Annotated in this window: 26 protein-coding genes; 16 read left to right on the top strand and 10 right to left on the bottom strand. The window is 71.4% G+C overall.

What is annotated here, in order from left to right; translation table 11 throughout:
* Window positions 1-30: 30 nt before the first annotated feature.
* Entirely contained in the window at window positions 31-354 is a 324-nt protein-coding gene (locus tag AB0K35_RS25670; protein WP_363888196.1) for a hypothetical protein, read from the bottom strand.
* Between the two features lie 140 nt (window positions 355-494).
* Window positions 495-1187 (bottom strand): alpha/beta hydrolase, encoded by a 693-nt coding sequence (locus tag AB0K35_RS25665; RefSeq protein ID WP_363888193.1) that lies wholly within the window; start codon window positions 1185-1187, stop codon window positions 495-497.
* A gap of 92 nt (window positions 1188-1279) precedes the next feature.
* Here AB0K35_RS25665 and AB0K35_RS25660 point away from each other — a divergent pair, with 92 nt between their 5' ends.
* Window positions 1280-1834 carry a hypothetical protein gene (locus tag AB0K35_RS25660; protein ID WP_363888191.1) on the top strand — a complete coding sequence of 185 codons (555 nt, stop codon included), beginning with the start codon at window positions 1280-1282 and terminating at the stop codon, window positions 1832-1834.
* Window positions 1835-1895: 61 nt separating this feature from the next.
* Here the strand turns inward: AB0K35_RS25660 and AB0K35_RS25655 are convergent, their stop codons facing one another.
* A complete protein-coding gene (locus AB0K35_RS25655; RefSeq protein WP_363888189.1) occupies window positions 1896-3491 on the bottom strand; it encodes a beta-N-acetylhexosaminidase in 1596 nt (531 codons plus the stop codon).
* A 213-nt stretch (window positions 3492-3704) separates the two neighbouring features.
* Here AB0K35_RS25655 and zwf point away from each other — a divergent pair, with 213 nt between their 5' ends.
* The 3 genes from zwf (at window position 3705) to AB0K35_RS25640 (ending at window position 6881) form a co-directional block, all read left to right on the top strand.
* Window positions 3705-5084, top strand: a complete 1380-nt coding sequence (gene zwf / locus AB0K35_RS25650) for a glucose-6-phosphate dehydrogenase (RefSeq protein WP_363888186.1) — start codon at window positions 3705-3707, stop codon at window positions 5082-5084.
* A gap of 238 nt (window positions 5085-5322) precedes the next feature.
* Window positions 5323-6759 carry an OFA family MFS transporter gene (locus tag AB0K35_RS25645; RefSeq protein ID WP_363888183.1) on the top strand — a complete coding sequence of 479 codons (1437 nt, stop codon included), beginning with the start codon at window positions 5323-5325 and terminating at the stop codon, window positions 6757-6759.
* The gene (locus AB0K35_RS25640; protein ID WP_256442137.1) at window positions 6756-6881 is read left to right on the top strand and encodes a hypothetical protein; all 126 of its coding nucleotides are present in this window, start codon (window positions 6756-6758) and stop codon (window positions 6879-6881) included. The genes AB0K35_RS25645 and AB0K35_RS25640 overlap by 4 nt, the downstream gene beginning before the upstream one ends.
* A 37-nt stretch (window positions 6882-6918) precedes the next feature.
* Here the strand turns inward: AB0K35_RS25640 and AB0K35_RS25635 are convergent, their stop codons facing one another.
* Window positions 6919-7647, bottom strand: a complete 729-nt coding sequence (locus AB0K35_RS25635) for an SDR family oxidoreductase (RefSeq protein WP_238669803.1) — start codon at window positions 7645-7647, stop codon at window positions 6919-6921.
* Between the two features lie 88 nt (window positions 7648-7735).
* Between AB0K35_RS25635 and AB0K35_RS25630 the strand changes: the two genes are divergently transcribed.
* The 3 genes from AB0K35_RS25630 to AB0K35_RS25620 all read left to right on the top strand — a co-directional run bounded on the left by AB0K35_RS25630 (window position 7736) and on the right by AB0K35_RS25620 (window position 9844).
* The gene (locus AB0K35_RS25630; protein WP_238669804.1) at window positions 7736-8569 is read left to right on the top strand and encodes a patatin-like phospholipase family protein; all 834 of its coding nucleotides are present in this window, start codon (window positions 7736-7738) and stop codon (window positions 8567-8569) included.
* Window positions 8570-8614: 45 nt separating this feature from the next.
* Entirely contained in the window at window positions 8615-9076 is a 462-nt protein-coding gene (locus tag AB0K35_RS25625) for a peroxiredoxin (RefSeq protein WP_308193510.1), read from the top strand.
* Window positions 9077-9160: 84 nt separating this feature from the next.
* Window positions 9161-9844 carry a hypothetical protein gene (locus AB0K35_RS25620; RefSeq protein ID WP_238669805.1) on the top strand — a complete coding sequence of 228 codons (684 nt, stop codon included), beginning with the start codon at window positions 9161-9163 and terminating at the stop codon, window positions 9842-9844.
* A 6-nt stretch (window positions 9845-9850) separates the two neighbouring features.
* Here the strand turns inward: AB0K35_RS25620 and AB0K35_RS25615 are convergent, their stop codons facing one another.
* A complete protein-coding gene (locus AB0K35_RS25615) occupies window positions 9851-10303 on the bottom strand; it encodes a MarR family winged helix-turn-helix transcriptional regulator (RefSeq protein WP_238669806.1) in 453 nt (150 codons plus the stop codon).
* Window positions 10304-10400: 97 nt separating this feature from the next.
* On the opposite strand from AB0K35_RS25615, the gene AB0K35_RS25610 reads away from it, so the two are divergent.
* Window positions 10401-10847: a hypothetical protein gene (locus tag AB0K35_RS25610; RefSeq protein ID WP_238669807.1), complete on the top strand. Its 447-nt coding sequence runs from the start codon at window positions 10401-10403 to the stop codon at window positions 10845-10847.
* Window positions 10848-10981: 134 nt separating this feature from the next.
* On the opposite strand, the gene AB0K35_RS25605 is transcribed toward AB0K35_RS25610, so the two are convergent.
* The 3 genes from AB0K35_RS25605 to AB0K35_RS25595 all read right to left on the bottom strand — a co-directional run bounded on the left by AB0K35_RS25605 (window position 10982) and on the right by AB0K35_RS25595 (window position 14932).
* The gene (locus AB0K35_RS25605; RefSeq protein ID WP_363888180.1) at window positions 10982-12175 is read right to left on the bottom strand and encodes a GNAT family N-acetyltransferase; all 1194 of its coding nucleotides are present in this window, start codon (window positions 12173-12175) and stop codon (window positions 10982-10984) included.
* A 330-nt stretch (window positions 12176-12505) separates the two neighbouring features.
* Window positions 12506-13504: a cytochrome d ubiquinol oxidase subunit II gene (cydB, locus tag AB0K35_RS25600; protein WP_363888177.1), complete on the bottom strand. Its 999-nt coding sequence runs from the start codon at window positions 13502-13504 to the stop codon at window positions 12506-12508.
* Between the two features lie 15 nt (window positions 13505-13519).
* Entirely contained in the window at window positions 13520-14932 is a 1413-nt protein-coding gene (locus tag AB0K35_RS25595; protein WP_238669810.1) for a cytochrome ubiquinol oxidase subunit I, read from the bottom strand.
* 162 nt (window positions 14933-15094) lie between these two features.
* On the opposite strand from AB0K35_RS25595, the gene AB0K35_RS25590 reads away from it, so the two are divergent.
* The 7 genes from AB0K35_RS25590 to AB0K35_RS25560 all read left to right on the top strand — a co-directional run bounded on the left by AB0K35_RS25590 (window position 15095) and on the right by AB0K35_RS25560 (window position 21264).
* On the top strand, window positions 15095-15868 hold the full coding sequence (locus AB0K35_RS25590; protein ID WP_363888175.1) for a lysophospholipid acyltransferase family protein: 774 nt from the start codon (window positions 15095-15097) through the stop codon (window positions 15866-15868).
* A 54-nt stretch (window positions 15869-15922) separates the two neighbouring features.
* Window positions 15923-16498, top strand: a complete 576-nt coding sequence (locus AB0K35_RS25585) for a TetR/AcrR family transcriptional regulator (protein ID WP_363888173.1) — start codon at window positions 15923-15925, stop codon at window positions 16496-16498.
* Between the two features lie 48 nt (window positions 16499-16546).
* Window positions 16547-17506: an SDR family NAD(P)-dependent oxidoreductase gene (locus AB0K35_RS25580; protein WP_363888171.1), complete on the top strand. Its 960-nt coding sequence runs from the start codon at window positions 16547-16549 to the stop codon at window positions 17504-17506.
* 60 nt (window positions 17507-17566) lie between these two features.
* Window positions 17567-18142, top strand: coding sequence for a hypothetical protein (locus AB0K35_RS25575; RefSeq protein WP_238669814.1), 576 nt, complete (start codon window positions 17567-17569; stop codon window positions 18140-18142).
* 169 nt (window positions 18143-18311) lie between these two features.
* A complete protein-coding gene (locus tag AB0K35_RS25570; RefSeq protein WP_363888168.1) occupies window positions 18312-19079 on the top strand; it encodes a glycerophosphodiester phosphodiesterase in 768 nt (255 codons plus the stop codon).
* 17 nt (window positions 19080-19096) lie between these two features.
* Window positions 19097-20491 carry an MFS transporter gene (locus tag AB0K35_RS25565; RefSeq protein ID WP_357363410.1) on the top strand — a complete coding sequence of 465 codons (1395 nt, stop codon included), beginning with the start codon at window positions 19097-19099 and terminating at the stop codon, window positions 20489-20491.
* A gap of 164 nt (window positions 20492-20655) precedes the next feature.
* Entirely contained in the window at window positions 20656-21264 is a 609-nt protein-coding gene (locus AB0K35_RS25560; RefSeq protein WP_238660175.1) for a thymidine kinase, read from the top strand.
* Between the two features lie 63 nt (window positions 21265-21327).
* On the opposite strand, the gene AB0K35_RS25555 is transcribed toward AB0K35_RS25560, so the two are convergent.
* Entirely contained in the window at window positions 21328-22176 is an 849-nt protein-coding gene (locus tag AB0K35_RS25555; protein WP_238669817.1) for a hypothetical protein, read from the bottom strand.
* Between the two features lie 190 nt (window positions 22177-22366).
* Here AB0K35_RS25555 and AB0K35_RS25550 point away from each other — a divergent pair, with 190 nt between their 5' ends.
* Window positions 22367-22906, top strand: a complete 540-nt coding sequence (locus AB0K35_RS25550) for a calcium-binding protein (RefSeq protein ID WP_238669818.1) — start codon at window positions 22367-22369, stop codon at window positions 22904-22906.
* Here AB0K35_RS25550 and AB0K35_RS25545 read toward each other — a convergent pair.
* Entirely contained in the window at window positions 22894-25986 is a 3093-nt protein-coding gene (locus AB0K35_RS25545) for a BTAD domain-containing putative transcriptional regulator (RefSeq protein WP_238669819.1), read from the bottom strand. The genes AB0K35_RS25550 and AB0K35_RS25545 overlap by 13 nt on opposite strands.
* Between the last annotated feature and the right edge of the window lie 3 nt (window positions 25987-25989).

Raw genomic sequence — 25989 nt, 5'->3', positions numbered from 1 at the left:
GTCCTACGGGTTGTCCTCTGTTGCCGTTCATCATGGTGCTACTGCGGGTGGCAGCGGGAGAGGTCGGGCGAAGGCGCTGGCCGGGCCAGGCGTGGCCCGACCAGCGCCCCGGGTCGCTTCCGCTGAGGTGATGGTGGTGGAGGTGGTGGGCGAGTACGAGTAGCAGAGCCAGCCGTTCGCGGTGATCGTGAAGCTGCCCCAGGTGACGGTGGCGTTCGCCCAGCCGCGGGTCAGGTTCAGGTAGTTGGCCTTGGCGGCCCAGGCAAGGCCGATGCCCGAGTAGTAGCCGTCGTACTCGTCGTAGTTCTGTTGGTTGGTGCCGCTCCCCGTATTGATTGGCACCGAGGAAGACATCAATCGAACGTAGATGCATTGCCACAAGGCCCGCTCCCCCATCTCGGGTTGTCAGATGCGTGTACGGCGCAGCCAGTCCTAGGTGAGTGATCGCAGCAGGGCGGGTTGTTCGTACGGCAGGTAGTGGCCGGCCGCGTCGATCACCGTGTAGGTGCCGCGGGGAAGTGGCGCATGGCGCGGAACTGGTCGGCGTACCCGACGATTCGGTCCTGCCGGCCGGTGATCACGCTGACCGGGCCGTCGAAGACGATCTCTGCGGTCTCGTCGGGTAGCGCGTAGTTGGAGCCGCTCTGCAACTCCTGTTGGAATGTCGGGTCACCGGGGCCGCCGGAGTTCAGTGCCGTGAGCACTGTCGCGACGACGGCTGGGGTGCGGTGGCCCAGGGCGGCGTCGAGGTGTGCGTGCAGGGCGGCGGGAGCGGCGTCGAGCCAGCCGGTGGGTGCTTCGAGTGGTGGGTCGTCGGGCAGGTCCCGGCTGTCGCGGGCGATGGTGACGCCGGGACAGACGAGGAGCAGGCCGCGGACGAGGTCGGGTCGTTGGCGGGCGATGCCGGCGGCCAGGTACGCGCCGTAGGAGCCGCCGGCGAGCAGGGCCGGCGCGTCGACGTGGTGGTCCAGCCAGGCGCAGACGGTTTCCAGTAACGCCTGGGAGGTGGGTGGGCAGTTCGCGGGGGTGTCTCCGTGGCCGGGCAGGTCCAGGTAGATCTCTCGTAGGCCGGTGCCCGCGAGGGCGGGGCTGAGGGCGGCGGCTGTGGCGGCGCGGCTCATGCTGAACATGGCTAGGCACACCACCGCTGGTCCGGTGTCCGCTGACTGGTCGTACGCCAGGTGCATGGGAGAGTCCTCGCTGGAGATTGCTGGGTGTGCTCCAACGTCTCATGCCCGGCGAGGTCGGGCTGGGACACCGGACGTGAAAGCGGTGTGCGGTGTCGGCGGGTGATGTCTACAGTGGTGCGTTCTGGCTGCCGCTCGTTCACCGCGAACGGTGGGGCCGCACATCACCACGGGGGAACACCTTGACGAGTAAGCCTGTCCGTATTGTGGTTGGCCTGGTCGCGGCCGTCGGCCTCGTTGTGGGCTGCCAGCCTGCCGAGAAGGAGAGCGCGGGGGCGCCCGCGCCGTCGCCGACCGTGGCGCCCAGCCCGACGGTCGACGTGGCGGCGAACAGCAAGCAGGTCTGCGACGCCAGTCTCGATTTTGTCAAGAAGCACTACGTCGCGATGGCCGACGATGCGATCGCCGCCATCGACAAGCCGGTCAGCGCGAAGGAGGCGGGCGCGAAGGTCCGCGGCCACTACACCGCGCTGTTGCAGGATCTGCGGACGGCGGCGCCGACTGCTGCCGACCCGCAGGTGCGCACCGCGTTGGAGGCTCTGGCCGCGGGTGTCGAGAAGCACCTGGCCGGTCCGAAGGCCACCGAGGTCGAGGCGCCGGATCTCGACCCGCCGCTGAAGGTGTTGGACACCGCCTGCGGTCGCTGACGGTTGTGGGCACCGGCCGGGTCGGCCGGTGCCCACGAACGGCGGGTGAGGTGGGTACGGGTCAGGTCCAGGGCACCTGTGGGGACGGGTAGAAATCGACCTGTTGCAGTCGCCAGCGGGGTGCCTGCTCCCCCAGCCGGGTCCGGAACGATTCCCAGTCGTGGCTGGCGGGGGTGGACCAGCCGAGTTCGGCGATCGCGGGTAGGCGGGGGAAGGCCATGTATTCGATGTCGTCGAGGGTGCGCAGCGTTTCGGACCACAGTGGGGCCTCGACGCCGAGGATGGCGTTCTCGCCGACGCCGGTGACCCGGGTGGCCGGGTCCCAGCCATAGGCGTCGGACACCTCGATCAGGCCGGCCCAGCGCAGGCCGAGGCGGGTGTTGGCGTCGTACTTCATGTCGAGGTAGGTCTTGTTCGCCGGCGACATGATGACCTTGTTGCCGCGGGCGGCAGCCGCGGCGAGGCTGGCGTTTGTGGTGCCGGTGCCCCAGAACTGGGCGACGACGTCGGTGGGCGGGTCGGCCTGGGTGATCTCGTTCCATCCGGAGGCGCGCTTGCCGTACTTCGCGACCAGGGGCAGGACCCGGTTCATGAAGGTGCGGTAGTCCTCGTCGGTGGTGGCGTGGGCTTCGTCGCCGCCGATGTGCAGGAATGGTCCGGGGGTGATGGCGGCGAGTTCGCGGATGACGTCCTCGACGAAGCGGTAGGTGAGTTCGTCGTTGATGCAGAGGGAGCTGTAGCCGACCGCCATGTCGGTGCGCGGGGGCGGTGCGACGCCGTCGCAGTTGAGTTCGGGGTACGTCGACTGGGCGGCGTTGGTGTGCCCGGGCATGTCGATCTCGGGGATGATCGTGATGTGTCGTGCCGCGGCGTAGGCGACGACGGTCTTGTAGTCGGCCTTGGTGAGGTATCCGGGGCCGACGCCGTCGACTCCGGTGCCGGGTCCGCCGCCGACTGTGGTGAGGCGGGGCCAGGAGTCGATCTGGATGCGCCAGCCCTGGTCGTCGGTGAGGTGCAGGTGCAGGTAGTTGATTTTGTACTGGCTGAGCAGGTCCACGTAGGCGGTGATGTCGTCGACGGTGTGGAAGTGGCGTGCGAGGTCGAGCATCGCGCCCCGGTAGGCGAAGCGTGGGTAGTCGATGATTCGTCCGCCGGGGACTGTCCAGGTGGTTCGCTGCCGGTTGGGTGCCTCGATGTCGGCGGGGAGCAGTTGGCGCAGGGTCTGGGTGCCGGCGAACAGTCCGGCGGGGGTGTTGGCTCGGATCGTGATGCTGCGGCGGGTGACGTCGAGTTGGTAGCCCTGTTGGCCGATGCGGGTGTCGGCGCCGCCGATGAGCAGGGCGATCTCGGGTAGCGGGGTGGAGCGTACGGGCAGGACGGGCAGGGGGTGGCCGGTGGCGGGGCGCAGTGTGGTGGCGAGCTGCTGGCCGACGTGCCGGGCGGCGGCGGAGCCGGGGGTGGTGCGGATGACGGTCAGGGGGGTGATCCGGAATGTGTCGTGCGGGTCGGGGTGGGTTTCGACCGGTGCGGGGATGACGTCGCTGAGGTGTCGGGCTGGTGCGGTGGGTGCTGCGGCGGCGGGCGTGGCGGGCAGGATCACTGGTAGCGCGAGTGCGGCTATGGCCAGCAGCCGTGTGGTGGTGTGTCGGCGACGCACGGTACCTCCAGGCCTCGTCATGATCGACCTTCGTCGATTAGAGTCGCAGGCTACCGGCGTTCCGCCTGTACTGTAAACCTTCCTTAACATAAGGGCTCGTCGAGACAGTGTTGTCGCCGACCTCACGTACGCCCCACGCTGGGGAATTCCTGGAGTGGGTCGTGCCGTTGTCCGTTCGGAAGATCAGGTTCGGATGATCGAATGGGAAGTGCCATGCACATGCGCTCAGACGCGGTAGTGCTGTTCGGCGTCACGGGTGACCTCGTCTCGAAGAAGCTGTTTCCGGCGCTGTACGAGTTGACCCGGCGCGACCGCCTCGACGTTCCGGTGATCGGCGTGGCCCGCTCCCCCTGGGACGATCAGCAGTTGGTCACCATGGCACGCAAGTCGGTCACCGAGGCCGATGACGAGATCGACGACGAGACCTTCGATCGGCTGGCTGACAACCTCTCGATGATCTCCGGCAACTACGCGGACCCGACGACGTACCAGCGGCTGGCTGAGCGGCTGCGCGACGCCGAGCAGCCGGTCTTCTACCTGGCGATCCCTCCGGCGGTGTTCGGCTCCGTCGTCGAGGGCCTGGCGTCAGTGGGTCTGGCCGACCGGGGTCGGGTGATCGTGGAGAAGCCGTTCGGGCGTGACCTGGAGTCCTCCCGCGAGCTGGATCGCACCCTGGGCGCGGCCTTCGCGCCGGAGCGGGTGTTCCGCATCGACCACTACCTCGGCAAGGAAGCCGTCGAGGGTCTCTATGCCTTCCGGTTCGCCAACCGGCTGTTCGAGCCGCTGTGGAACAACGAGCACATCGACAACATTCAGGTGACCCTCGCCGAGGGGTTCGGCACCCAGGGTCGGGCCGGCTTCTACGACACCGTGGGCGCGACCCGGGACGTGCTGCAGAACCACATCCTGCAGGTCGTGGCGCTCATCGCGATGGAGGCGCCGGCCAGCGAGGACACCGAGGCGTTCCGGGAGGCGGAGGCCACGGTGCTGCGGCAGATCGCGCCGCTGTCGCCGGAGTCCACAGTCCGGGGGCAGTACGCCGGCTACCGCGACGAGCCGGGCGTGGCGGCGGACTCGAACACGGAGACGTTCGTGGCGACCCGGTTGACTGTCGACTCGCCCCGCTGGGCGGGCGTGCCCTTCTACCTGCGCACCGGTAAGTCCCTGCCGGGGACGGCGACGGAGGTCGTGGTCGAGTTCAAGCAGCCGCAGCGTTCGCTGATCCCCGCCGAGCGGGGCACGGCGAGGGCCGCGAACCTGCTGCGTTTCCGCCTCGGGCGTGGTGACGGCATCACGATGTCGATCCAGGCGAAGAGCCCGGGCGCCGAGGTGGCGAGCCGTCCGGTGGATCTGTCGGTCGACTTCGGTTCGGCTTTCGGTCGCCGGCAGGAGGCGTACGAGCGGTTGCTCGACGACGCGATGGACGGGCAGCACCTGCGCTTCGCGCGGGCCGAGACGATCGAGCAGGAGTGGCGCATCGTCGAGCCGATCCTGGATCTGCCGGCGGCGGTGCAGTCGTACGAGAAGGGCAGTTGGGGTCCGGCGGACGCCGACGCGCTGGCCGGCGGCTGGCACCTGCCGGCCCTGCGGTAGTCGCGGCCCGAGCCGACGGCGGAGTGACCGACTCGGTTTCCCGGCATGTCGCGGTGTCGGGGTCGCCGCGATGGCCCGACTTTCCGGAAGCCGAGTCGATCACAGGGCCGCCGCAGGCGCTGAGTGACCGCTCAGCTCAGCGGAACGACCGTCCGGCGACGGCGAGGTTTGCCGCTGACGAGTGGTGCGGGCACGTTGGGGGCGACGTTTCTCGTCCTCATCGGAGAGGAAGCAACGCATGCTTTCCGCACTCGATCGTCGGCACACCGTCGCGCCACCCGGCTACAGCCGGTGGCTCATCCCCCCGGCCGCGTTGGCCATCCACCTCTGCATCGGTCAGGTCTACGCCACAAGCGTCTACAAGAACTCCCTGATCGCCCACTTCGACACCAGCCAGACGGCGATCGGGGTGATCTTCAGCATCGCGATCGTGATGCTCGGGTTGTCCGCCGCGGTCGCCGGAACCTGGGTGGAGGCGAACGGACCGCGTAAGGCGATGTTCGTCTCCGCCTGCTTCTGGGCGGCCGGTTTCCTGGTGGGCTCACTGGGCATCGCCACGAAGCAGCTGTGGCTGCTGTACCTGGGTTACGGGCTGCTCGGCGGCATCGGGCTGGGAATCGGCTACATCTCCCCGGTCTCCACCCTGATCAAGTGGTTCCCGGACCGGCCGGGGCTGGCCACCGGGTTGGCGATCATGGGGTTCGGTGGTGGAGCGATGGTCGCCTCTCCCCTGTCGCGGCAACTGTTGTCGTTCTACGACGCCGGCTACGACCCGGCCAACGCGGGGTCGACGGCGTCGGGCAGCGCCCTGGTGTGGCTGTTCGTGACGCTCGGCCTGGGCTACTTCGTGATCATGATGTTCGGGGTGGCGAACGTGCGGGTGCCGGCGCAGGACTGGCGGCCGGCCGGCTTCGACCCGGCGAGCGTGGCGGCGAAGCCGCTGGTCACCACGGCGAACGTGTCGGCCGCGAACGCGGTGAAGACCCGCTCGTTCTGGCTGCTGTGGGTGGTGCTGTTCTGCAACGTGACCGCCGGCATCGGCATCCTGGAGCAGGCCAGCCCGATGATCCAGGACTTCTTCCGCGACAACGGCACCTCGGCGGTGACCGTCGCCGCGGCCGGCGGGTTCGTGGGTCTGCTGTCGCTGTTCAACATGGCCGGGCGGTTCGTGTGGTCGTCCACCTCGGACCTCATCGGCCGCAAACCGATCTACCTGGTGTATCTGGGTGTCGGCATGGTGCTCTACGCGCTGCTGGCCCTCGTCGGGCAGACCTCGACGGCCCTGTTCGTGCTGTTGGCCTGCGTGATCCTGTCGTTCTACGGCGGTGGCTTCGCGACGGTGCCGGCGTACCTGCGGGACCTGTTCGGCACCTTCCAGGTCGGTGCGATCCACGGTCGGCTGCTGACCGCGTGGTCGGCGGCGGGGATCGCCGGTCCGCTGATCGTCAACGGGTTCCTCGACGCGCAGGGCGAGCCGGGCTCGCTGACCGCCGCGGCCTACCGTCCGGCGCTGTTCACGATGGTGGTTGTGCTGGCCGTGGGCTTCGTGGCGAACCTGCTGGTGCGGCCGGTGCCGCAGCGCTACCACGAACCGTCGACGGAGCAGAGCACGGATGAGAACGCGGATCGGGACCTGGACGAGGACACGACGGCGCAGAGGAGTGGTACGCGATGAGTGAGGACAGCCGACCCGGGCAGCAGGCCCGGTTGTGGATCTCCTGGTTGGTGGTGGCGGCGCTGCTCGGCTACGGGGTCGCCCAGACCGTCGTCACCGCGGCGAAGCTGTTCACCCACTGAGCCGGATCCGGCGGTCTCCGACCGTGTGAAGGCGTGGTCAGAGACCGCCGGAGACGCGCAGCACGGTCCCGGTGGCGTACGAGGCGTCCGGGCCGAGCAGCCAGGCGATGGCGGCGGCGATCTCGTCGGGTTCGCCGGCGCGGCCCAGCGGGATGCGACCGACGGCGGATTCGGCGCGGTCGGGCACCCCGGAGTCGGCGTGGATGTCGGTACGCACGATGCCGGGGGCCACGGCGTTGACCCGGATGCCCTTCGGGGCGAGTTCCTTGGCCAGTCCGACGGTGAGGGTGTCGGTGGCGGCCTTCACGGCGGCGTAGTGCACGTACTCCCCCGGGCTGCCGAGGGTCGCGGCCGCCGACGAGACGTTGACGATCGCCCCGCCGTCGGTCAGCCGGCGGGCGGCCTGCTGGGCGCAGAGGACGTAGCCGACGAGGTTGACGTCGACGACCCGACGCAGGTCCTCGACGCGCAGCTCGGTGAAGGGCCCGATCAGGCTGGTGACGCCGGCGTTGTTGACCAGGCCGGTGAGCGGGCCGAGCTGGGCGGCCGCGTCGAACAGGGCGTGCACCTGCTCGGGGTCGGTGGTGTCGGCGCGTACCGCGACGGCCTGTGCGCCGACGGCCCGCAGGTCGGCCAGGACGGCGGTGGCGGCGGCCTCGTCGCGGCGGTAGCACAGGGCGACGTGGTGACCGGCGGCGGCGAGCCGGCGGGCGGTGGCCGCGCCGATGCCCCGGCCGCCGCCGGTGATGACGGTGACGGGTGCCACGGTGCCTCCCCGGGAGTCTGACGCCTGCGCGATGGTCGTGCCGACGCTACCGTGACCGGCGCGGGTCGGTCGTCGAGAGGAGAGTCACATGCAGCGGGCGTTGGTGCTCGGCGGTGGCGGGGTGACCGGGGTGGCCTGGGAGTTGGGGCTGCTGGCCGGGTTGGTCGAACGGGGCGTACCGGTCACCGGGGCGGATCTGGTGGTTGGCACGTCGGCGGGCTCGGTGGTCGGCGCGCAGGTGTGCTCCGGGTTGCCCGTCGAGCGTTTCTACAGCAAGCAGTTGGCGCCGCCGTCGAGTGCGCTGGCGGCACGGTTGGGTTTCGCGACGCTGGCGCGGTTGATCTGGGCCGGTGGGCGGACCCGCGACGCGGTGCGCGCGCGGGCCCGGATCGGGGCGATGGCGGTGGCGGCGCGTACCGAGTCTGAGGCGTCGCGACGGCCGGTGATCGAGGCCCTTCTGCCGGTCCGGGAGTGGCCGCGGCAGCGGCTGCTGATCACGGCGGTGGACGCGTCGTCCGGTGAGTTCGTGGTGTTCGACAGCGACAGCGGGGTGTCCCTGGTGGACGCGGTGGGCGCGAGTTGCGCGGTGCCCGGGGTGTGGCCGCCGGTGACGATCGGCGCGCGCCGCTTCGTCGACGGTGGGATGCGCTCGACGGTGAACGCGGACCTGGCGGCGGACGCGCGCAGGGTGCTGGTGCTCGCGCCGACGTCGTCGGCGTTCGGGCCGATGCCACGGCTGTCGGCGCAGGTGGACGCGCTGCGGGCGGCCGGGTCGCGGGTGGTGGTGCTGACGCCGGACGCGGCGGCGCGCACGGCGATCGGCCGCAACGTGCTGGACCCGGCCCGGCGCGCGGGCGCGGCGCGGGCCGGACGGGCCCAGGCCGACGTGGTGGCCGACGAGGTGGCGGCGCTCTGGGCGTGATCGCTTACGCTCACCGCGCGGTCGATCAGACGACGGAGGTGCGCGGTGGCGGGTGTGGGTGTCGGCGACGAGGTGCATGATTTCGAGCTGCCTGATGAGACGGGCACGCCACGGCGGCTGTCGGAGTTCCTGGCGGCCGGGCCGGTGGTGCTGTTCTTCTACCCGGCGGCGATGACCCGGGGGTGCACGGCGGAGAGCTGCCACTTCCGCGACCTCGCGGCGGAGTTCACGGCGCTGGGCGCGACGCGGGTGGGCATCAGCCGCGACCCGGTGGCGAAGCAGGCCGAGTTCTCGAAGCTGCACGGCTTCGACTATCCGCTGCTGTCGGACGTCGACGGCGCGGTGGCGCAGCAGTTCGGGGTCAAGCGGCGGGTGCCGTTGGGGCCGTTGAGCATGAAGCGCATGACGTTCGTCATCGGCACCGACCAGCGGATCATCGAGGTGATCCACAGCGAGGTCAGCATGAACGAGCACGCGGACCGGGCGCTGCGGGCGCTGGGCGGCTGAGCGGGGCGCGAGCCCCGTGCGGCGGGTGTCGCAGTCGGCTGGTATCAAGACAGCAATCAAACAGGTGTACGGAAGAGGGTTGTGATGGATGCCGGCCAGGGTTTGTCCACTAGCGAGGTGCAGAGCATCCGGGAGTCGTTGGCGGCCGGGCGTAAACCGCGGGTGGTGTTCACCGCTGCGGCGGGGCAGATCGCCGGTCAGGTCGGTCAGGTGATCGAGTTGACCGACCCGGAGGTGTCCGACGAGTTCGTGGTGGTGCGCTTCGGCCGCGACGAGTTGCCGTTCTCCCCCGCCGACCTGGCCGTGGCGCCCAAGGGCGTCACTCGTCGGGTGGTGGAGCCGAAGCCGGAGCCCGAGCCCGAGCCGCCAGCGGTGGCCGCGCCGGAGTTCGTGTTGGACACGCCGCGGGTGCCCGCGCAGCGACAGGAGGAGCCGAAGGTGGAGCAGACGGAGAAGCCGCCGGCGCGGCGGGCGGTCAAGGCCGTCAAGCCGAAGGGCCCCGCGGGCCTCACCGTGACCTTGGCGTACGCCGACGGGGAGTGGACCGTCGCCGCGCAGCAGGGCAGCAAGGCGCTGGCGAAGCCGTACGTGGTGAAGCCGGCGGAGGCGTTGAAGATGGTGGCCCTTGTCGACGTGCCGGGGGTGCAGGAGGCGGTGGAGCAGATCCTCGGCACCGAGCGGGCCGAGGCGGAGCAGCAGGCAGAGAAGCTGCGCGCGGAGCTGGCCGAGATCGAGGCCCGGCTGGCGGAGCTGCGCGAGGCCCGCTGAGCCGGGTCAGTGCCGGCTGTGGTGGTGCAGCAGTCGGGTGAGCAGTCGCGTCAGCTGCTTGCGCTCGGTGGCGGACAGCGGGGCGAGCAGGTCGGCTTGGACGCGCTCGACGGTCGCGCCCATCCGGCGGGCCTCGTCGGCGCCGGCGTCGGTGGCGCTGATGACGTTGCGGCGGCGATCGGCCGGGTCGGGGGCACGCACCACGAGCCCTCGGCCGGCCAGGTCGTTGATGGCGGCCACCACGTCGCTGCGGTCGATGCCGCAGCGCCGGCCGAGGTCGGCCTGGCTCGCGGGCCCGTCCTCGGCCAGGGTGGCGAGCAGCCGGTAGTGGTAGCCGCGCAGGTCGTGCGCGGCGAACCCCTCGCTGAGCAGGCGGGCGGCGTGACCGGCGGTCTGGTTGAGCAGCCAGGTCGGGGTGGTGCTGAGCCCGGCGGGTGACTGCGGGGCCGTGTTGTCCATGCGGCGCAGCCTACCAGTAATCGTTGGCGCGACCCACGATCTGATGCTACGTTGGTCCAACCAACGTTGGTTCGGCCAACGTATCGAAGGAGGCGTCATGTCCACCGTCCCCACCCTCAACGGCCAGGTCATCGGCCAGGCCCACTACGCCACCCGGGCCCTGCTCGAACGGGCCACCGCTCCCCTCGGCATCGAGTTCAACCAGTTGCTCGCCCTCAACGTCCTCGCCAACGGCCCGGCCGAACGCGCCCACCTCACGCACCGGATCACCAGCACCCTCAAGGTCGACGAGCAGGAGGTGCAACGGGTGCTCACCACTCTCGTCGACGCGAACCTCGCCCAGGCAGACCACGACGCCGACGTACCACGGCTGCGGCTCACCGACGCAGGTCATGCCGTGCAGGCCCGCATCGCCGACGCCGTCGCGAACATCAGCGCGCGCCTCTACGCGGACATCCCCGCCGACGAGGCGAGCGCCGCCGCCCGGGCGCTCGCCCTGGTCACTCAGCGCGCCAACGCCGAACTGGCCGCTACCCCGACCTGACCGGCAAGAACCCGTCGGCACGGGCCCGGTCCTGCCGCACGCCGGGCCGGAGCCAGCCAACCTGTCAGTGGCCCACGTGCCGGGCCCGGTCGGTCAGCACCAACCTGTCAGTGGCCCGCGCCGGGCCTGGTCGGTCAGAAGTAGTCGAGCAACTGCGCCGGGCCTCCAACGCCCAGCAGGTCCAATGCGGCCGGGTCGACACCCGGGCTGTGGTGCAGCAGCCCGGCCTGCGCGACCGAGCGGGCCTGCGCCGCCCCGGCGTACAGCAGCGCGAAACCGCGCACGTCCAACCGCAGGTCGGCCTCGCCGCCGACCCGGGTCAGCTCGGCGGCGCCGTCGGCGACAGCCAACCGCCAGGTGCCGGAGTTCCAGTCGGCGAACGTGTCGGTGAGATGGAAGTCGACGGCGCCCCGGGCGTGGGCGGGCCACCCCCGTGCGGTCACCGCCCGCGCCACGTCGACCGGACGGTGCATCCACAGGTCCCGCTCGTGCTCGCGGGCCGACTCCAACGGCAGTTGGCGGCTGACCGCGTCCCCGTCGAGCGGGCACAGCCGCAGGGTCGGCGCGACGCTGGCCCAACTGCCCAGCACCCCGACGAGTTCCCGAGCGGCGTCGGCGGTGACGGCCAGCGCCTCGTCGACGGTGAGCACCGAGTCGGCCCCGTAGCCGCGGCCCCGCTGCCAGGTGGCGTAACCGACCAACTTGCCGTCGGCCTCGACGAGGGTGAGGCCGTCACCGGGCAGGCCCCCGTCGGCGGCGAAGAAGTCGAACAACTCGCCCCGGCGGGTCAGCATGCCGTTGCGGTGGCGGGTGACCCGCTCGTACAGGTCGGCGACGGCGGGCAGGTCGGCAGGGGTGCCGGCCCGCACCGCCAGATCCGGGGAGGGCTGGTGCCGAGGCAGCGCGGCGGTGGCCACATTCACGGTACGCAGCACACCGGCGGCCTCCCACCCGCAGGCCCGGTACGGGGCGGCGACGGTCGGGTAGAGGGCACTGACCGCCGCCCCGCGCTCACGTGCGCCGCGCAGCAAGGCGGTGAGCATGGCACGGGCTACGCCCCGGCCGCGGGCCTCGGGAGCGACCGCCACCCCGGCCACGTCGGCGGCCGACACCGCCCGGCCCGACCACCACTGGTCGTGGCGCAGGTCGACGGCCTTCCCGACGAGCCGACCGCTGTCGTCGAACGCGCCGTAACGGGTCAGGCCGGGCACTGTGGCGGTGTGGTGCGCGGGCCGCTGCGGCTCGGAGCCGAACGCGAACCGGCCCAGCTCCCAGGCGGCGTCGAGGTCGTCGGCGGTGAGTTCGCGTACGTGCACAGTGGCGGGCATCGGCACACCGTAGCGGGGCGGCCGCGCGCCGACCGCCGATTTTCGCCCAGCATGCCGCCGGCCCCCCGCTCCCGCCGATCATGGAGTTGTGGTGGACACCAAAGCACCCGTGATCACGCCAAACCAGGCACCACAACTCCATGATCGACCGCGCCGCACCCGCGATCTTGCAGTTGCTGTCACGGCATAAGGGGCATTGCTCGTATTTCAGCAACCGAAACTGCAAGATCGGCGGGGTGCGGGGTGCGGGTGCGTTCAGGTCGGGGTGCACGTGCACCGCGGGGGCGGGTGGGGAAGCTCGGCCAGCCAGGGGGCCACGCACCCTGTCGGTCAGTGCTGCGGAATGTTGGCCACGCCGATGCGCTTGCGGAACACCCAGTACGTCCAACCCTGGTAGGCCAGCACGATCGGGGTGAAGATCACCGCCACCCAGGTCATGATCTTCAGGGTGTACGGGGTGGACGCGGCGTTGGTGGCCGTGAGCGTGCCGGCAGCGTCCAGGGTGGAGGGCAGCACGTTCGGGAACAACGCCGCGAACAGGGTCGCCACGGCGAGCCCGATCGCCACGGCGGTGCCGGTGAACGCCCAGCCCTCTCGGCGTACCCTGGCGGCGGCCAGACCACCGAGCAGGGCGAGGGCCGCGCCGACGGCGAGCACGACGGCGGCCGCGCTGGAGCGGATGCTCAACGTCCAGCTCAGGAACCCGACCGCGAGCACTGCGGCGCCCACACCCAGGCGCACGGCGAGCGCGCCCGCACGCTCCCGGATGTCGCCGGTGGTCTTGAGGGCGAGGAAAACCGCGCCGTGGGTGAGGAACAGCGCGAGGGTGGTCGCGCCACCCAGCAGGGCGTACGGGTTGAGCAGGTCCAGCAGGCCGCCGACGTACTCGTGGTCGGCGTCCAGTGGCACGCCGCGCAGGATGTTGGCGAAGGCGACGCCCCACAGGATCGCCGGCAGCAGCGAGCCGACCACGATCGCCGCGTCCCACCGGCGCTTCCAGGACGCCTCGGGGCGCTTGTGCCGGTACTCGAAGGCGACCCCCCGGACGATCAGGGCCAGCAGGATCAGCAGCAGCGGCAGGTAGAAGCCGGAGAAGAGGGTGGCGTACCACTCGGGGAACGCGGCGAACATGGCGCCACCGGCGGTGATCAGCCACACCTCGTTGCCGTCCCAGACGGGGCCGATGGTGTTGATCAGAACGCGGCGTTCCCGGTCGTCGCGGCCGAGCACGGGCAGCAGCATGCCGACGCCGAAGTCGAAGCCCTCCAGGATGAAGTACCCGGTGAAGAGCACGGCGATGAGGAGAAACCAGATGGTGGTGAGGTCCACGGCAGGCTCCGGTGATCAGTAGGCGAAGGCGAGCGGGCGCTCGGCGTCGTCGGTGTCGTCGGTGGGGGGTTGCTCGTTGACGTCCGGTACGCCGGCCTTGGCGTAGCGCAGCAGCAGCTTGACCTCGATCACGGCGAGGGTGGCGTAGATCAGCGTGAAGGCGGTGAACGAGGTGAGCACCTCGGCCAGCGAGACGCTGCGGGACACTCCGTTGCGGGTGAGCATCTCGCCGAAGACGATCCACGGCTGGCGGCCCATCTCGGTGAAGATCCAGCCGAAGGAGTTGGCCAGCAACGGCAGCACCGGCATGGCCAGCCCGGCGCGCAGCAGCCACTTGCTGCTCGGGGTGCGGCCCTTGCGCTGGCTCCAGAGCACCAGCAGGGCGATCGCGCCGGCCGCCATCCCGAAGGCGATCATGAAGCGGAAGCTCCAGTAGGTGACCGGGATGATCGGGGTGTAGCTGCCCGCGCCGTACTGGGTGGCGTACTGGGCCTGGAGGTCGTTGATGCCGTGCACTGTGCCGTTCGGGTCGCCGGTGCCCAGGTACGACAGCAGGTACGGGATCTTGAGGGCGAACACCTCGCGGCTGCCGTCCAGGCTGCCGATGGTGAGCACGGAGAACGAGGCGGGGCTCTCGGTGGTGTAGAGGCCCTCGGCGGCGGCCATCTTCATCGGCTGCACGTCCGTCATGATCTTGCCTTGGATGTCGCCGGTGAACAGCACGGCCGCGGAGGCGACCAGGACCACCCAGGAGCCGAACTTGGTGGCGAAGCGGTACGCGCCGGTGTCGGCGGAGTCGCGGTTGCGGATCACGTGGTACAGGCCGACCGCCACGACCAGTGACCCGGCGACCAGGAATGAGCCGGCCAGTGTGTGCGGGAAGGTGATCAGGGCGACCTTGTTGGTCAGCACGGCCGGGAAGTCGGTCAGCTCGGCGCGCCCGCTGTCGGGGTTGATCCGGTAGCCGACCGGGTTCTGCATGAACGAGTTCGCGGCGAGGATGAAGTACGCGCTGAGGTTGGTGCCGATCGCGGCGGCCCAGATGCTGGCCAGGTGTGCCCGCTTGGGCAGCCGGTCCCAGCCGAAGATCCACAGGCCGATGAAGGTGGATTCGAGGAAGAACGCGACGAGCGCCTCGATAGCCAGGGGTGCGCCGAAGATGTCGCCGACGAAGCGGGAGTAGTCGCTCCAGTTCATGCCGAACTGGAACTCCTGCACGATGCCGGTGACCACGCCCATGGCAAAGTTGATCAGGAACAGCTTGCCGTAGAACTTGGTGAGCTTGAGATAGCGCTCGTTGCCGGTGCGGTGCCACATCGTCTGCAGGATGGCCACCAGCACGGAGAGGCCGATGGTCAGCGGCACGAAAAGGAAGTGGTAGACGGTGGTGACACCGAACTGCCAGCGGGCAACGTCCAACGCGTCCACCTGAAATCCCCCAACCATCCGTACTACAAGACGTAGTAAATACTACTGCTCGTCGTAGACGATTGGGCAGGGCCGGGCGGCCCGAACACACCCGGGACCAATGACCCTGATCACCCGACCCGCCCTCGCGGCCCCGCCGACGCGTGCGACGATGGCGCGCTGATGGACACCGCACACGCCACCTGGCAGCCGCCGCTGATCTGGCGCGCAGCCCTGCTGCTGACCCGGGGCCTGGTCGGCCTGCTCGCCCGCCTCGAGGTCACCGGCGACGTCCCGGCGCACCTGCGTCGCGGCCCGCTGGTGCTGACCGCCAACCACATCAGCCCGTTCGACCCGGTGGTCATGGCCGCCGCCTGCCAGACCCGCGGCATCGCCCCGCGGATCATGGCGACCGCCGGCCTGTTCCGCGTCCCGGTGTTCGGCGCCGCCATGCGCCACGCCGGGCACATCCGGGTCGACCGGGGCACCAGCGCCGTGCACAGGGCCCTCGACGACGCCGCCACGGCCGTCGCGCGCGGCTCGGTGATCCTCATCTACCCCGAGGGGCGCATCGGCCTGGACCCCGGCCTGTGGCCCGAACGCGGCAAGACCGGCGCCGCCCGCCTCGCCCTGGCCTGCGGCGCTCCGGTCGTCCCGGTCGCTCAGTGGGGCGCGCACGAGGTGCTGCCCTACCGGGCGCCCCGTGGAATGCTGCGCGGCATCGCCCGCTCGCTGTGGCGCCGCCCGGTGATCCGGGTGCACTTCGGCGCCCCCGTCGACCTGGGCGAGACGGCGGCCGCCAACCCCGGTGCGGCCCGCCGCGCCACCGACCGGATCATCGACGCGCTCACCGACACCCTCGCCCCGCTGCGCCCCGACGAGCCGGACCTGCCCCGCCACGTCGACCCCGGCCGCCCGAGCGACCTCACCCGGGCGCACCGCCGCCGCTCGACCTGACCGCTCCGCTGGACGCGTTAGACAACTTTTGAAAAGTCGTCTAATCTGTCTAGCATGAGCGCCGTGGAGACGAATGTCGAAGACCCCAAGCGCGCCGCCGTCCTGGCAGCGGCGGTCGCGGTCTTCGGGCGCTACGGCTTCCAGAAGACGTCGATGGAGGCGGTCGCCAAGGCGGCGGGCATCTCCCGACCGGGTCTGTACCTGATGTTCCCCAACAAGGAGCAGTTGTACCGCGCCACCATGCAGGGCGTCATGGAGCGCGCCCAGCACGCCATGGAAGCCTGCCTCGCCGACCGATCGCCGAGCTTCGACGAGCGGGTCGTGGCCGGGCTGGACGCCCTGATGGGCTCGTACATCGACACCCAGATGGCCCGCGACCTCAACGACCTGCTGGAGAACAGCGAGCCGCAGCTGGGTTCGATGTTCCACGACTACCAGGTGCGGGCTCAGGCGGCACTGCGAGCCCACATCGAGGCTGCCGCCCCGGCCGGTCTGCTCGACGAGGGGCGGACCGCGGACGACGTCATGGACCTGCTCTTCTCCGCGGCGCTCACCTGGAAGTCGACCTCGACCTCCAGGGACGAGTTCCGCGACCGGCTGCGCCGGGCTCTGCGGCTGCTGCACCGCTGACACACCCCACCCCGATACGCCATGATCGTGCACCCCTGGAGGCCCGAAATGTCACGAATCATCACGCCCTACTCGTCCCAGTCGACAGCTGCTGAGGTGATCGAGGGCGTCGACCTCACCGGCCGGCGGGCCGTCGTCACCGGCGGCGCGTCCGGGATCGGCCTTGAGACCGCCCGGGCGCTGGCCGACGCCGGCGCCGAGGTGACGTTGGCCGTACGCGACACCGCCGCCGGTGAGCGCGCCGCCACCGACATCACAGCCGGCGGGGCGCCCGGCAAGATCCGGGTCGACCACCTCGACCTGGCCGACCGCGCCTCCATCGACGCCTTCGTGGCCGGCTGGACAGGCCCGCTGCACATCCTGGTGAACAACGCCGGCATCATGGCCGTGCCCGAGCTGACCAGGACGGCCGACGGCTGGGAGGCGCAGTTCGCCACCAACCACCTCGGCCACGCCGCACTGACCCTGGGTCTGCGCGACGCGCTGGCCGCCGCGCGGGGAGCCCGCATCGTCGTCGTCAGCTCGTCGGCCCACCAGCAGTCGCCGGTCGTCTTCGACGACATCCACTTCGCCGCCCGGCCCTACGAGGCGTGGTCGGCGTACGGCCAGTCGAAGACCGCCACCATCCTGTTCACCGTCGCAGCGGCCAAGAACTGGGCCGCTGACGGCATCACCGCCAATGCCCTGCACCCCGGCGGCATCATGACCAACCTGCAACGGCACCTCGACGACACGCAGTTGCGCTGGGTCGGCGCGCTCGACGAGCAGGGCAACCGCCTGGAGGTGCCGCCGGGCTGGAAGACCACCCAGCAGGGCGCGGCCACCTCGGTGCTGCTGGCCGCCAGCCCCGAGGTCGAGGGTGTGACCGGCCGCTATTTCGAGGACTGCAACGAGGCCCAGGTCATCGCCGAGCCGATCGACGGCAGGAGCGGCGTGCTCCCGTACGCCCTCGATGACAAGAACGCGGACCTCCTCTGGGACGAGACGCTCCGGCTCCTGGAGCGCTGACCGGTACGGCTCAGGTGCCCGGGCACCTGAGCCGTACCGGCGACGGGGGATAATGATCAAGTGTCGCGCCGCTCTCTCGTTCTCACCGCAGTGGTACTCCTCGTCGTCGGTGCCATCGGCTACGCCGGGCTGCGCACGGCGCACCACCAGGCCAAGGACCGGCGGGATCTCGCCGACCTGACCCGATCCGCACCGTGGCCCCGCGACCAACTGCTGCTCCCCGACGGCGCGACGGGGCCCGGCGTCGTCGGCTGGCTGGAGCGTGGCGGCCTCGACGTCGCCTACCCGCTGCGTACCGCCGACGGTCGGGCCGTGCCGGTGCTCTGGCAGCTCCGCGTGCCGCAACCCACGAGCGGGCTGCCCGACGGCGTCGACTGCGGTTCGCCACGGCTGCGCACCTGCACCGATCTGGGCGGCGGGAGCACGCTGATCGTGACCCACAAGACCGACAACAGCGATCCGTCCGTCGCGCTCTATCGCGCCGATGGGGCCAGGGTGCGGGCGATCGAGGTGCAGGGACCGGACCCGGTCGGGGTCGACGAGCTGACCGCCGCTCTCACCCACGTCCACCGGCCCGGCGACGCCGAACTGCTGGACCTGTTGCGCCACGACGGCTACCACACCGACTGGAGCTGAGAGAGGCAGGAAGATCGACTCGGTTTCCTGCAAGCCGGGGCATGCCCGCGCCGCGGACACCGCGACTTTCCGGAATCCGAGTCGATCACCAGGCGGCGCGGCGGCGCGGGCGGGCGACAGACGCCGGCCGGCCACCCGCCGGTCACCAACCGAGGGCATACTGCGTCGCGTGTTGACCCGATTTGGCTACCTCGACGCACCGGCGCCGCTGGCGTTCGCCCACCGTGGCGGGGCCGCCGATGGCGACGAGAACACCACCGAGGCGTTCGCCCGGGCCATCGGGCTGGGCTACCGGTACGTGGAGACCGACGTGCACGCCACAGCGGACGGCGTGGCGGTGATCTTCCACGACCCGACGCTGCAACGGGTCACCGGTGAGGCGGGACGCATCGCCGACATGAGCTGGGCCGACCTCGCCTCGGTACGCGTCGGCGGCGCCGCCGTCGTACCCCGGCTCGACGAGGTGTTGGGGGCATGGCCGCAGGTCCGCTTCAACATCGACGTGAAGGCCGACGGCGGCGTCGCGCCGACCGTCGCGACAGTGACCCGGGCCGGCGCCGACGACCGGGTGCTGCTCGCCTCGTTCAGCGACGCCCGGCTGACCCGGCTGCGCGCGCTCACCGAGGGACGCGTCGCCACCAGCCTGGGCATGCGCGGCGTCGCCCGGCTGCGGCTTGCCTCCCTGCACGGGCGTCCGCTGCGGCTGCCGCCGTCGGTGGTCGCCGCGCAGGTGCCGCCGCGCTACGGGCGGGTGCCGGTGGTGGACCGCAGGTTCCTCGACTACTGCCACCGCATCGGCCTGCAGGTGCACGTCTGGACGATCGACGAACCCGCCCAGATGCACGAGTTACTGGATCGTGGCGTGGATGGCATCATGACCGATCACGTCGGCGTGCTGCGCGACGTCTACCGCAGCCGCGGCCACTGGGCCGCCTGAGGATCGAAGGACCCCCGATGGCCGAGACCGTGACCCCCACGGTGGACGACACCCCGCCTCCGGCGAGCACCCGCCGGGAGCGGCGCGGCTGGTACATCTACGACTGGGCCAACTCCGCGTTCCAGACCACGGTCATCACCGTGTTCCTGGGACCGTTCATCACCACCGTCGCCGAGTTGGCCGCCGGGTGCGAGTTGGGCGCGGACACCTGCGACGGGTACGTGCACCCGCTGGGCATCCGGGTGGCGGCCGGGTCCTACTACCCGTACCTGATCTCGCTGTCGGTGTTCCTCACCGTGTTCGTGCTGCCGGTGATCGGGGCTATCGCCGACCGGTCGGCGCACAAGAAGCGACTGCTCGGCGGCGCCGCGTTCACCGGCGCCGGCGCGACCATCGCGATGATCTTCGTCACCGGTGACCGCTACCTGCTCGGCGGGGCGCTCTTCCTGGTCGCCAACATCTCCTTCGGCGCGGCCGTCGTGGTCTACAACTCGTTCCTGCCACAGCTCGGCGGCCCCGACGAACGCGACGGCATCTCCAGCCGCGGCTGGGCGCTGGGCTACCTGGGCGGCGGCCTGCTGCTGGCGTTCAACCTGGTGGCGGTCACCCTGTTCAGCGAGGACGACAACCCGCAGCGCACTCTGGACCTGGCCCGCTGGTCGATCGTCTCCGCCGGGGTGTGGTGGGCGGTGTTCACCCTGGTGCCGCTGCGCTGGTTGCGGGAACGCCCCAGCGCGGCGGCGGCGCTGGCCCGGCGGGGCAACGTGCTCACCGACGGGTTCCGGCAGCTGGGCCACACCCTGCGGGAGGTCAAGGCGTACCCGTTGACGCTGTTCTTCCTGCTGGCGTTCCTGGTCTACAACGACGGCATCCAGACCGTCATCACCCTGGCCAGCCAGTACGGCACCGAGGAGCTGCGGCTGGGCCAGAGCACCCTGATCATCACCATCCTGCTGGTGCAGTTCCTCGCCTTCGGCGGCGCGTTGGGCCTCGGCGCGTTGGCCCGACACATCGGCGCCTGGAAGACCGTGCTGCTCAGCCTGGTCCTCTGGACCGGTGTGATCATCGGCGCGTTCCGGCTGCCGGCCGAGGCGCCGGTGCCGTTCATGGTCCTCGGCGCGGCCATCGGCCTGGTCCTCGGCGGTAGCCAGGCGCTGAGCCGGTCGCTGTTCAGCCAGCTCATCCCGGCCGGGAAGGAGGGCGAGTACTACGGCTTCTACGAGATCAGCGACAAGGGCACCAGCTGGCTCGGCCCGCTCGCCTTCGGCCTGGTGTTCCAACTCACCGCCTCGTACCGGGTGGGCCTGGTCTCACTGCTGATCTTCTTCGTGGTCGGGTTCCTGCTGCTCGCCGCCGTGCCGATCCGCCGTGCCATCGTGGCCGCTGGCAACACCCCACCCCGGGTGCTCTGAGCACGGGTCCCGCGCCCGACCGATCCGGGCCGGTCAATGGGCTAGGCTGCCCGACCGTGACCGACGACGCCGCCACCGCCCCGACCTGCCTGGCCCACCCGTTCCCCGGCCAGCCACACGCCCCGGCCGGGTGCGCGGCCGCGCGCGGGCTCGACGGGCGTCCGGTGCACGCGGCGGCGTTGAAGTTCTTCTGGGGGCCGATGGACTGCGGCAAGTCCACGATGGCGTTGCAGATGAACTACAACCACGCCCGGCAGGGCCGGCGCGGGCTGGTCACCACCCGCATCGACAGGTCGCTGGGACCGCAGGTCACCACCCGCATCGGCCTGGCCCACGAGGCCATCGAGGTCACCGACGACCTGGACCTGCGTGCCCTGGTGCGTGGCCGATGGGCCGACGGGGTACGTGTCGACTACCTGATCTGCGACGAGGCGTGCTTCTACACCGTCGAGCACGTCGAGCAGATGGCCGAGCTGGTCGACAGCTACGACGTCGACGTGTTCGCCTTCGGCCTGGCCACCGACTTCCGGTCGCGGCTGTTCCCCGCCGCGCAACGCCTGTTCGAGCTGGCCGACGAGGTGGCCCGCATCCAGGTCGAGGTGCTCTGCTGGTGCGGCCGCGAAGGGCTGCTCAACGCCCGCGTCGTCGACGGGCGGGTCGTCCGCGAGGGCGCCCAGGTCGTCATCGGTGACACCGTCGACACCGCCGAGGTGCGCTACCAGGTGCTCTGCCGCCGGCACTACCGCAGCGGCGACCTCGGCCCCCGCGACTGAGGTGCCCGCCGCGGTAGCCGGCCGCCCCCGTGCTGGGGACGGCCGGCCGTGGGCACGGGTGGATCAGCCCACGCAGACCTGCTGCGCCCTGAGGTTCCACGCCGCTGCGAACGCGACGATCTCCCATCCGGTCGCCTCAGCCGCGTCCAGCGTCGCCCTGGGCAGCAGGGTCGTCACCGAGCCGGCCCCGAGGAGCCCGTTCAGCACGCCGCCGACCCCTGCGGTCTGCGACCCCGCCGGGCAGGCCGGTGTCGTCACGGGCTTCGGCGAGTTCGCGTTGAGCGCGCTCGTCGCCTCCCTCAACGCCATCGCCGGCAGCGGGTTGGCGCAGAACGCCTGCGTCTGCAACGTGAAGTTGCCCGGCGCGCCGAACACGTACGCGGTGCTCGACACCGAGCCGAGCGCCGGGGTGAACGCCAGCTCGTCGATCGCCACCGCCCCGTTGGCGTTGTCGATCCGGTACCCGCCGCCGAAGGTCTTCTTGCCCGGTGGGCAGACGGCGGTGATGCCCACCTTGTCGAGGGCGTTGTTCGCCGATGTGGTGGTGACCAGTTGCAGGCCGGCCACCGTGCCGGCCGGGGCGCACACCGCGAACGCGCCCACCGACCAGGGCACGTTTGTGGCGTTGGCCTCCACCCCGACCACCGTCACCGTGTGCAGGGCGGCGTCGGCGTACACGCGGGTCATCAGGACGTCGCCCTGACCGTCGTTGATCCGCCCGCCGGCACCGACGACCTGATCGGCCCCGTTGCACGAGATGGGCATCGTCTTGGAGTTCGTCGCGTCCAGGACGCTGGTGGCGGCGACCCGGTACAGGCCGACCGACGCCTGCGCCGGGGTCGCCGGTACGAGCAACGTCGTGGCCGCCGCCATGCCGGTCAGCACTGCCAGACCAGCCAGTTTCCGCTTCATTGGATTTTCCCTCCGCACTGCCTCGTCGACTGTCGACGACGGCTGTGGGATCAGACTCCGCACGGTCGTCAGGAGGGCATCAGCAGCGCGTCGTACTGACGCCACGATGACGTGCGGCTGCGACAGTGCGCGCGACGTCATCGTGGCGTCGCCGGGCTCCGGACGGGGCCCACGAACAGGAGGTTCCATCATGCGTACCCGAGTGGCGGCAATTCTGGCTGCCCTCCTGCTCAGCGGTGCTCTAGTCGGCGTCGGTGGCGTCGCGGCGCACGCCGATCCGGACGCGAACCCGTGCGCCAGCAGCGACGGCGACCCGATCATGGGCACCGACGGCGACGACGTCCTCTACGGCAGCGGCGGACCCGACGAGATCTACGGGCTCGGCGGCAACGACACCATCTACGGCGGCGGTGGCGTCGACACGATCCACGGCGGCGGCGGTGACGACATCATCTTCGGCAACGGCTGCGGGGACATCATCGTCGGCGGGGCCGGCGACGATGTGCTGGCCGGGCTCGACGGCGACGACTACCTCTCCGGCTCCAACGGCGCGGACCTGCTGATCGGGGTGGCCGGCGTCACCGTCTGGGGTGTTGTCTCCGACGGCGACTCCCTCGACGGGGGGCCCGGCGTGGACACCTGCGCGGAGGACGACGAGGCCGACCCGAGCGCGATCTTCTACTCGTACGTGGACACCGGCGCGGGCAACGAGAACCTCTACAGCTGCTGACCTGCCCGTCCGCGCAGCACACCCGGATCCGGGGGCGGTGCGTCGATCCCGCGCATCGCCCCGGACCACCTGTCGAACGCCCGGCGGGCCTCACCGTGCCGGCCGGCGCCGACGAGCGTCCCGACCAGCGCGCGGTGCGCCCACTCGTCGTAGGAGTCGGCGTCGAGCAGCCGGACCAGGGTGGTGGCGGCCCGGTCGGCGGCACCGTCGCGCCGATACAGGCGGGCGAGTTCGCGCAGGGCCCGCAACCACACCGAGCGGGTCTGTTCCCGCAGTCCGTCGGCCCAGTCCTCGTACGGCTCGTCTGCGAAGGCATCCCCCCGATAGGCGGCGTCGACCTCGGCGAGCAGCTCACGGGCCCGCGCCGGGTCACCGTCGCGGGCGACGCGCTCGGCCCGGGGGACGTCGGCGAGGAGGCTCTCCGCGTCGACGACCACCCGGGTCAGGTCGACGCGTACGCCGGTCAGGTCGGCGCGGACGTACCGGTCGGCGGGCCACCGGCGGGTCGGGTCGAGTACGGCACGCACGGCGGACAGCAGCACCGACAGGCGGTGCGCGGTGCGCCTCGGCTCGTCGTCGGGCCACAACAGCTCACACAGTTCCGCCCGCCCCATGGCACGGCCACGCCGGGCGACGAGGATCTTCAGCAGCGTACGGGCCTGCCGGGACCGCCACGCCGGCAGCGGGACCTCCTGCCCGTCGACGACGACCTCGAACCGGCCGAGCACCCGCACCTCGACGGCACCGCTGCCGGCGGAGGTCTCGGACAACTGCCGTCCGTCGACCGTCTCGACCCCGAGCGCCACCAACCGGTCGGCGGCCACCTGCGCCGCCGACCGCTGCGCGCCGTCGGCACCTGGGACGCGGCCGAGCAGGACGGTGATCTGCTCGGCGGCCGGACCCGCGCCCGCCGCCTGCCAGATCTCTGCGGCCTCCAGCAACGCGGCGCGACTCGCCTCCGGCTCGGCGGCGACCGCGGCGGTGAGTTCCAGGGCCTCCGCCAACGCGTCGGACTGACGCCCGGCCCGGGCCGCGCCGACTGCCTCGGCCGCCCGCCGCCGGGCCACCCGCAGATCACCCCCGGCGTACGCCACCCAGCCCGTCGCGACAAGCGCGGACGAGAGCAGGTACGCCGGCGCGAGACGATACGCCTCGTCGGCGGCGGCGCGGGCGGGCGTGAGGTCGGCGCCCCCGCCCTCGCACCGCAGCCGAGCCAGGCCGACAAGCGCCGGAATGAGCACCTGCAGGTCTCCCACGTCGCGGGCCAGCTCCGCCGCCTCGCTGAAGGCCGCCAACGCCTCCTCCCGTCGGCCGAGACGGCGAGCGACCTCGGCTATCCCGTAGACACCGGCCGCCGCCCTGCGCAGTCCCAACCGTTGTGAGACCGAGGTGGACCGGCTGAAGTGCAGCGTCGCCTCGTCGTAGCGCCCCAGCCGCAGCAGCGCCTCACCGGCGTTGTGCAGCGCGGTCACCAGCACACCCGGCGGGCCGGCGAGTTCCGCCGCGCGGACGGCCCGCACGGCGGTGGCCAGCGCCGACGGGTAACGGGCCTCCCGCAGCAGGCAGTGCGCCTGGTTGACCAGGACCCGCGCCTGCTGGACCAGGTCGCCCGCGCGTTCCGCCGCCGCCAGGGCCTCGGCGAGGTGCCCGTCGCGGCGGGTGCCGGACGAGGTCAGTGCCGCCGCGATGTGCGCCGCCGCCAGCGGGGCGTCCTCGGTGAGTTGCTGCGCCACGGCGAGCGCCCGGGTCCCGGTGGTGATGGCGTCCTCGACCTGGCCGAGCTGAGCGAGGGTGCTGGCGCGCCAGGCCAGCACCAGCACGTCGTCGGGGCCGGGCGGGGTGGCCGGCGCCTGTGTACCGACCAGGTCGAGCACGGCCAGGGCGCCGCCATAGTCGGCACGCAGGTACGGCACCATCGCCGCCCGCCAGAGCAACCGTGCCGGCCAGCGACGGTCGCGGTCCGCCTGCGCCAGCAGCGGGGCGAAGACCCGTGCCGCCTGGGTCACCGACCCGGACATTCGCAGCGCCTCACCGTGGATCAGTCGGATGTCGGGGCTCTGGTCGGCCTGCGGTAACGCGCTTACCAGGTCGGTGACGTCCGGCGCCCCGCCGGCGGCGAGCATTTCCCCGCCGTGGCGTGCGATCAGGTCGGCACACCGGGCGGTGTCCCCCGCGTCGTGCAGGGCTCGGGCCGCCGCCAGCGGGTACGCGTTGGCGAGGTACCAGTCGGCGGCGTCGTTCCGCCGACGGCGTTCTGCGGCCTCGGGCCGGCCCGGTTGTTGCGCCAACACCTCGGCGAGCACCCGGACCAGGTGCAACGTCGGCGGCGTGCGACCGGGGCGCCGGCGGGGGTGGGCGACCAACAGTCCGGTACGGGTCGCCCAGCGCAGCGCCTCCGCGGTGCCCTCGGCGACGGCGTGACCGTCGACGGCCGCACACAGCGGCGCGCTGATCGGGTCGAGGTCGTGGACGCGACCGAGCAGACGCGCCACCGGCGCGGGCAGGTCGGCGAGGACCTCGTCGCGGGCGAAGTGCCCGCCCGCGGTGCCGGGCTCGGTGAGGGCGGCGAGCAGTTCCCGCCGGCCGACGCCCTGTCGGCCGAGGGCGTCGCCGGCGAGGTGCACCCACGCTGGCCAGCCGGCGGTCAGTTCGTACACCAGGTAGGCCAGGTCGCTGTCGGGCACCGCGTGCTCGTCGCGCAGGATCCGGGCGACCGCGTCCCGGCTGAGGGCGAGCGTTTCCGGCCCACGCTCGACAACGGGTACGGCACAGGCGCTCAACGCCGCGGCGGTGAGCGGTTGCCGGGCGGCCAGTGTCACCGCCGGCTGACCCGGCAGCGCGGTCAACAGGCGAACCAGGGCGAGTTGGTCGTCAGCGGTGAGCGCGGACACCTCGTCCACCGCGACCCGTTCCAGGGGCGGCGGGCTGGCGTGTGACGCCGCCCCGATCAGGTCGGTCGCCCGGTGGCAGGTTGTCGGTCCGTCGCCGCCGATCGTCTCCAGGGCGGTGGTCTTGCCGTAGCCGGCGGCGGCGACAAGCACCAACCATCGCTGTGGCCAGGTCTGTTGCGCGGTCGTCATCGG

It is taken from the genome of Micromonospora sp. NPDC053740 (assembly GCF_040677775.1).
In the GTDB taxonomy this organism is placed as follows: Bacteria; Actinomycetota; Actinomycetes; order Mycobacteriales; family Micromonosporaceae; genus Micromonospora; species Micromonospora alfalfae.
This window is presented reverse-complemented; position numbering and strand designations above follow the sequence as displayed.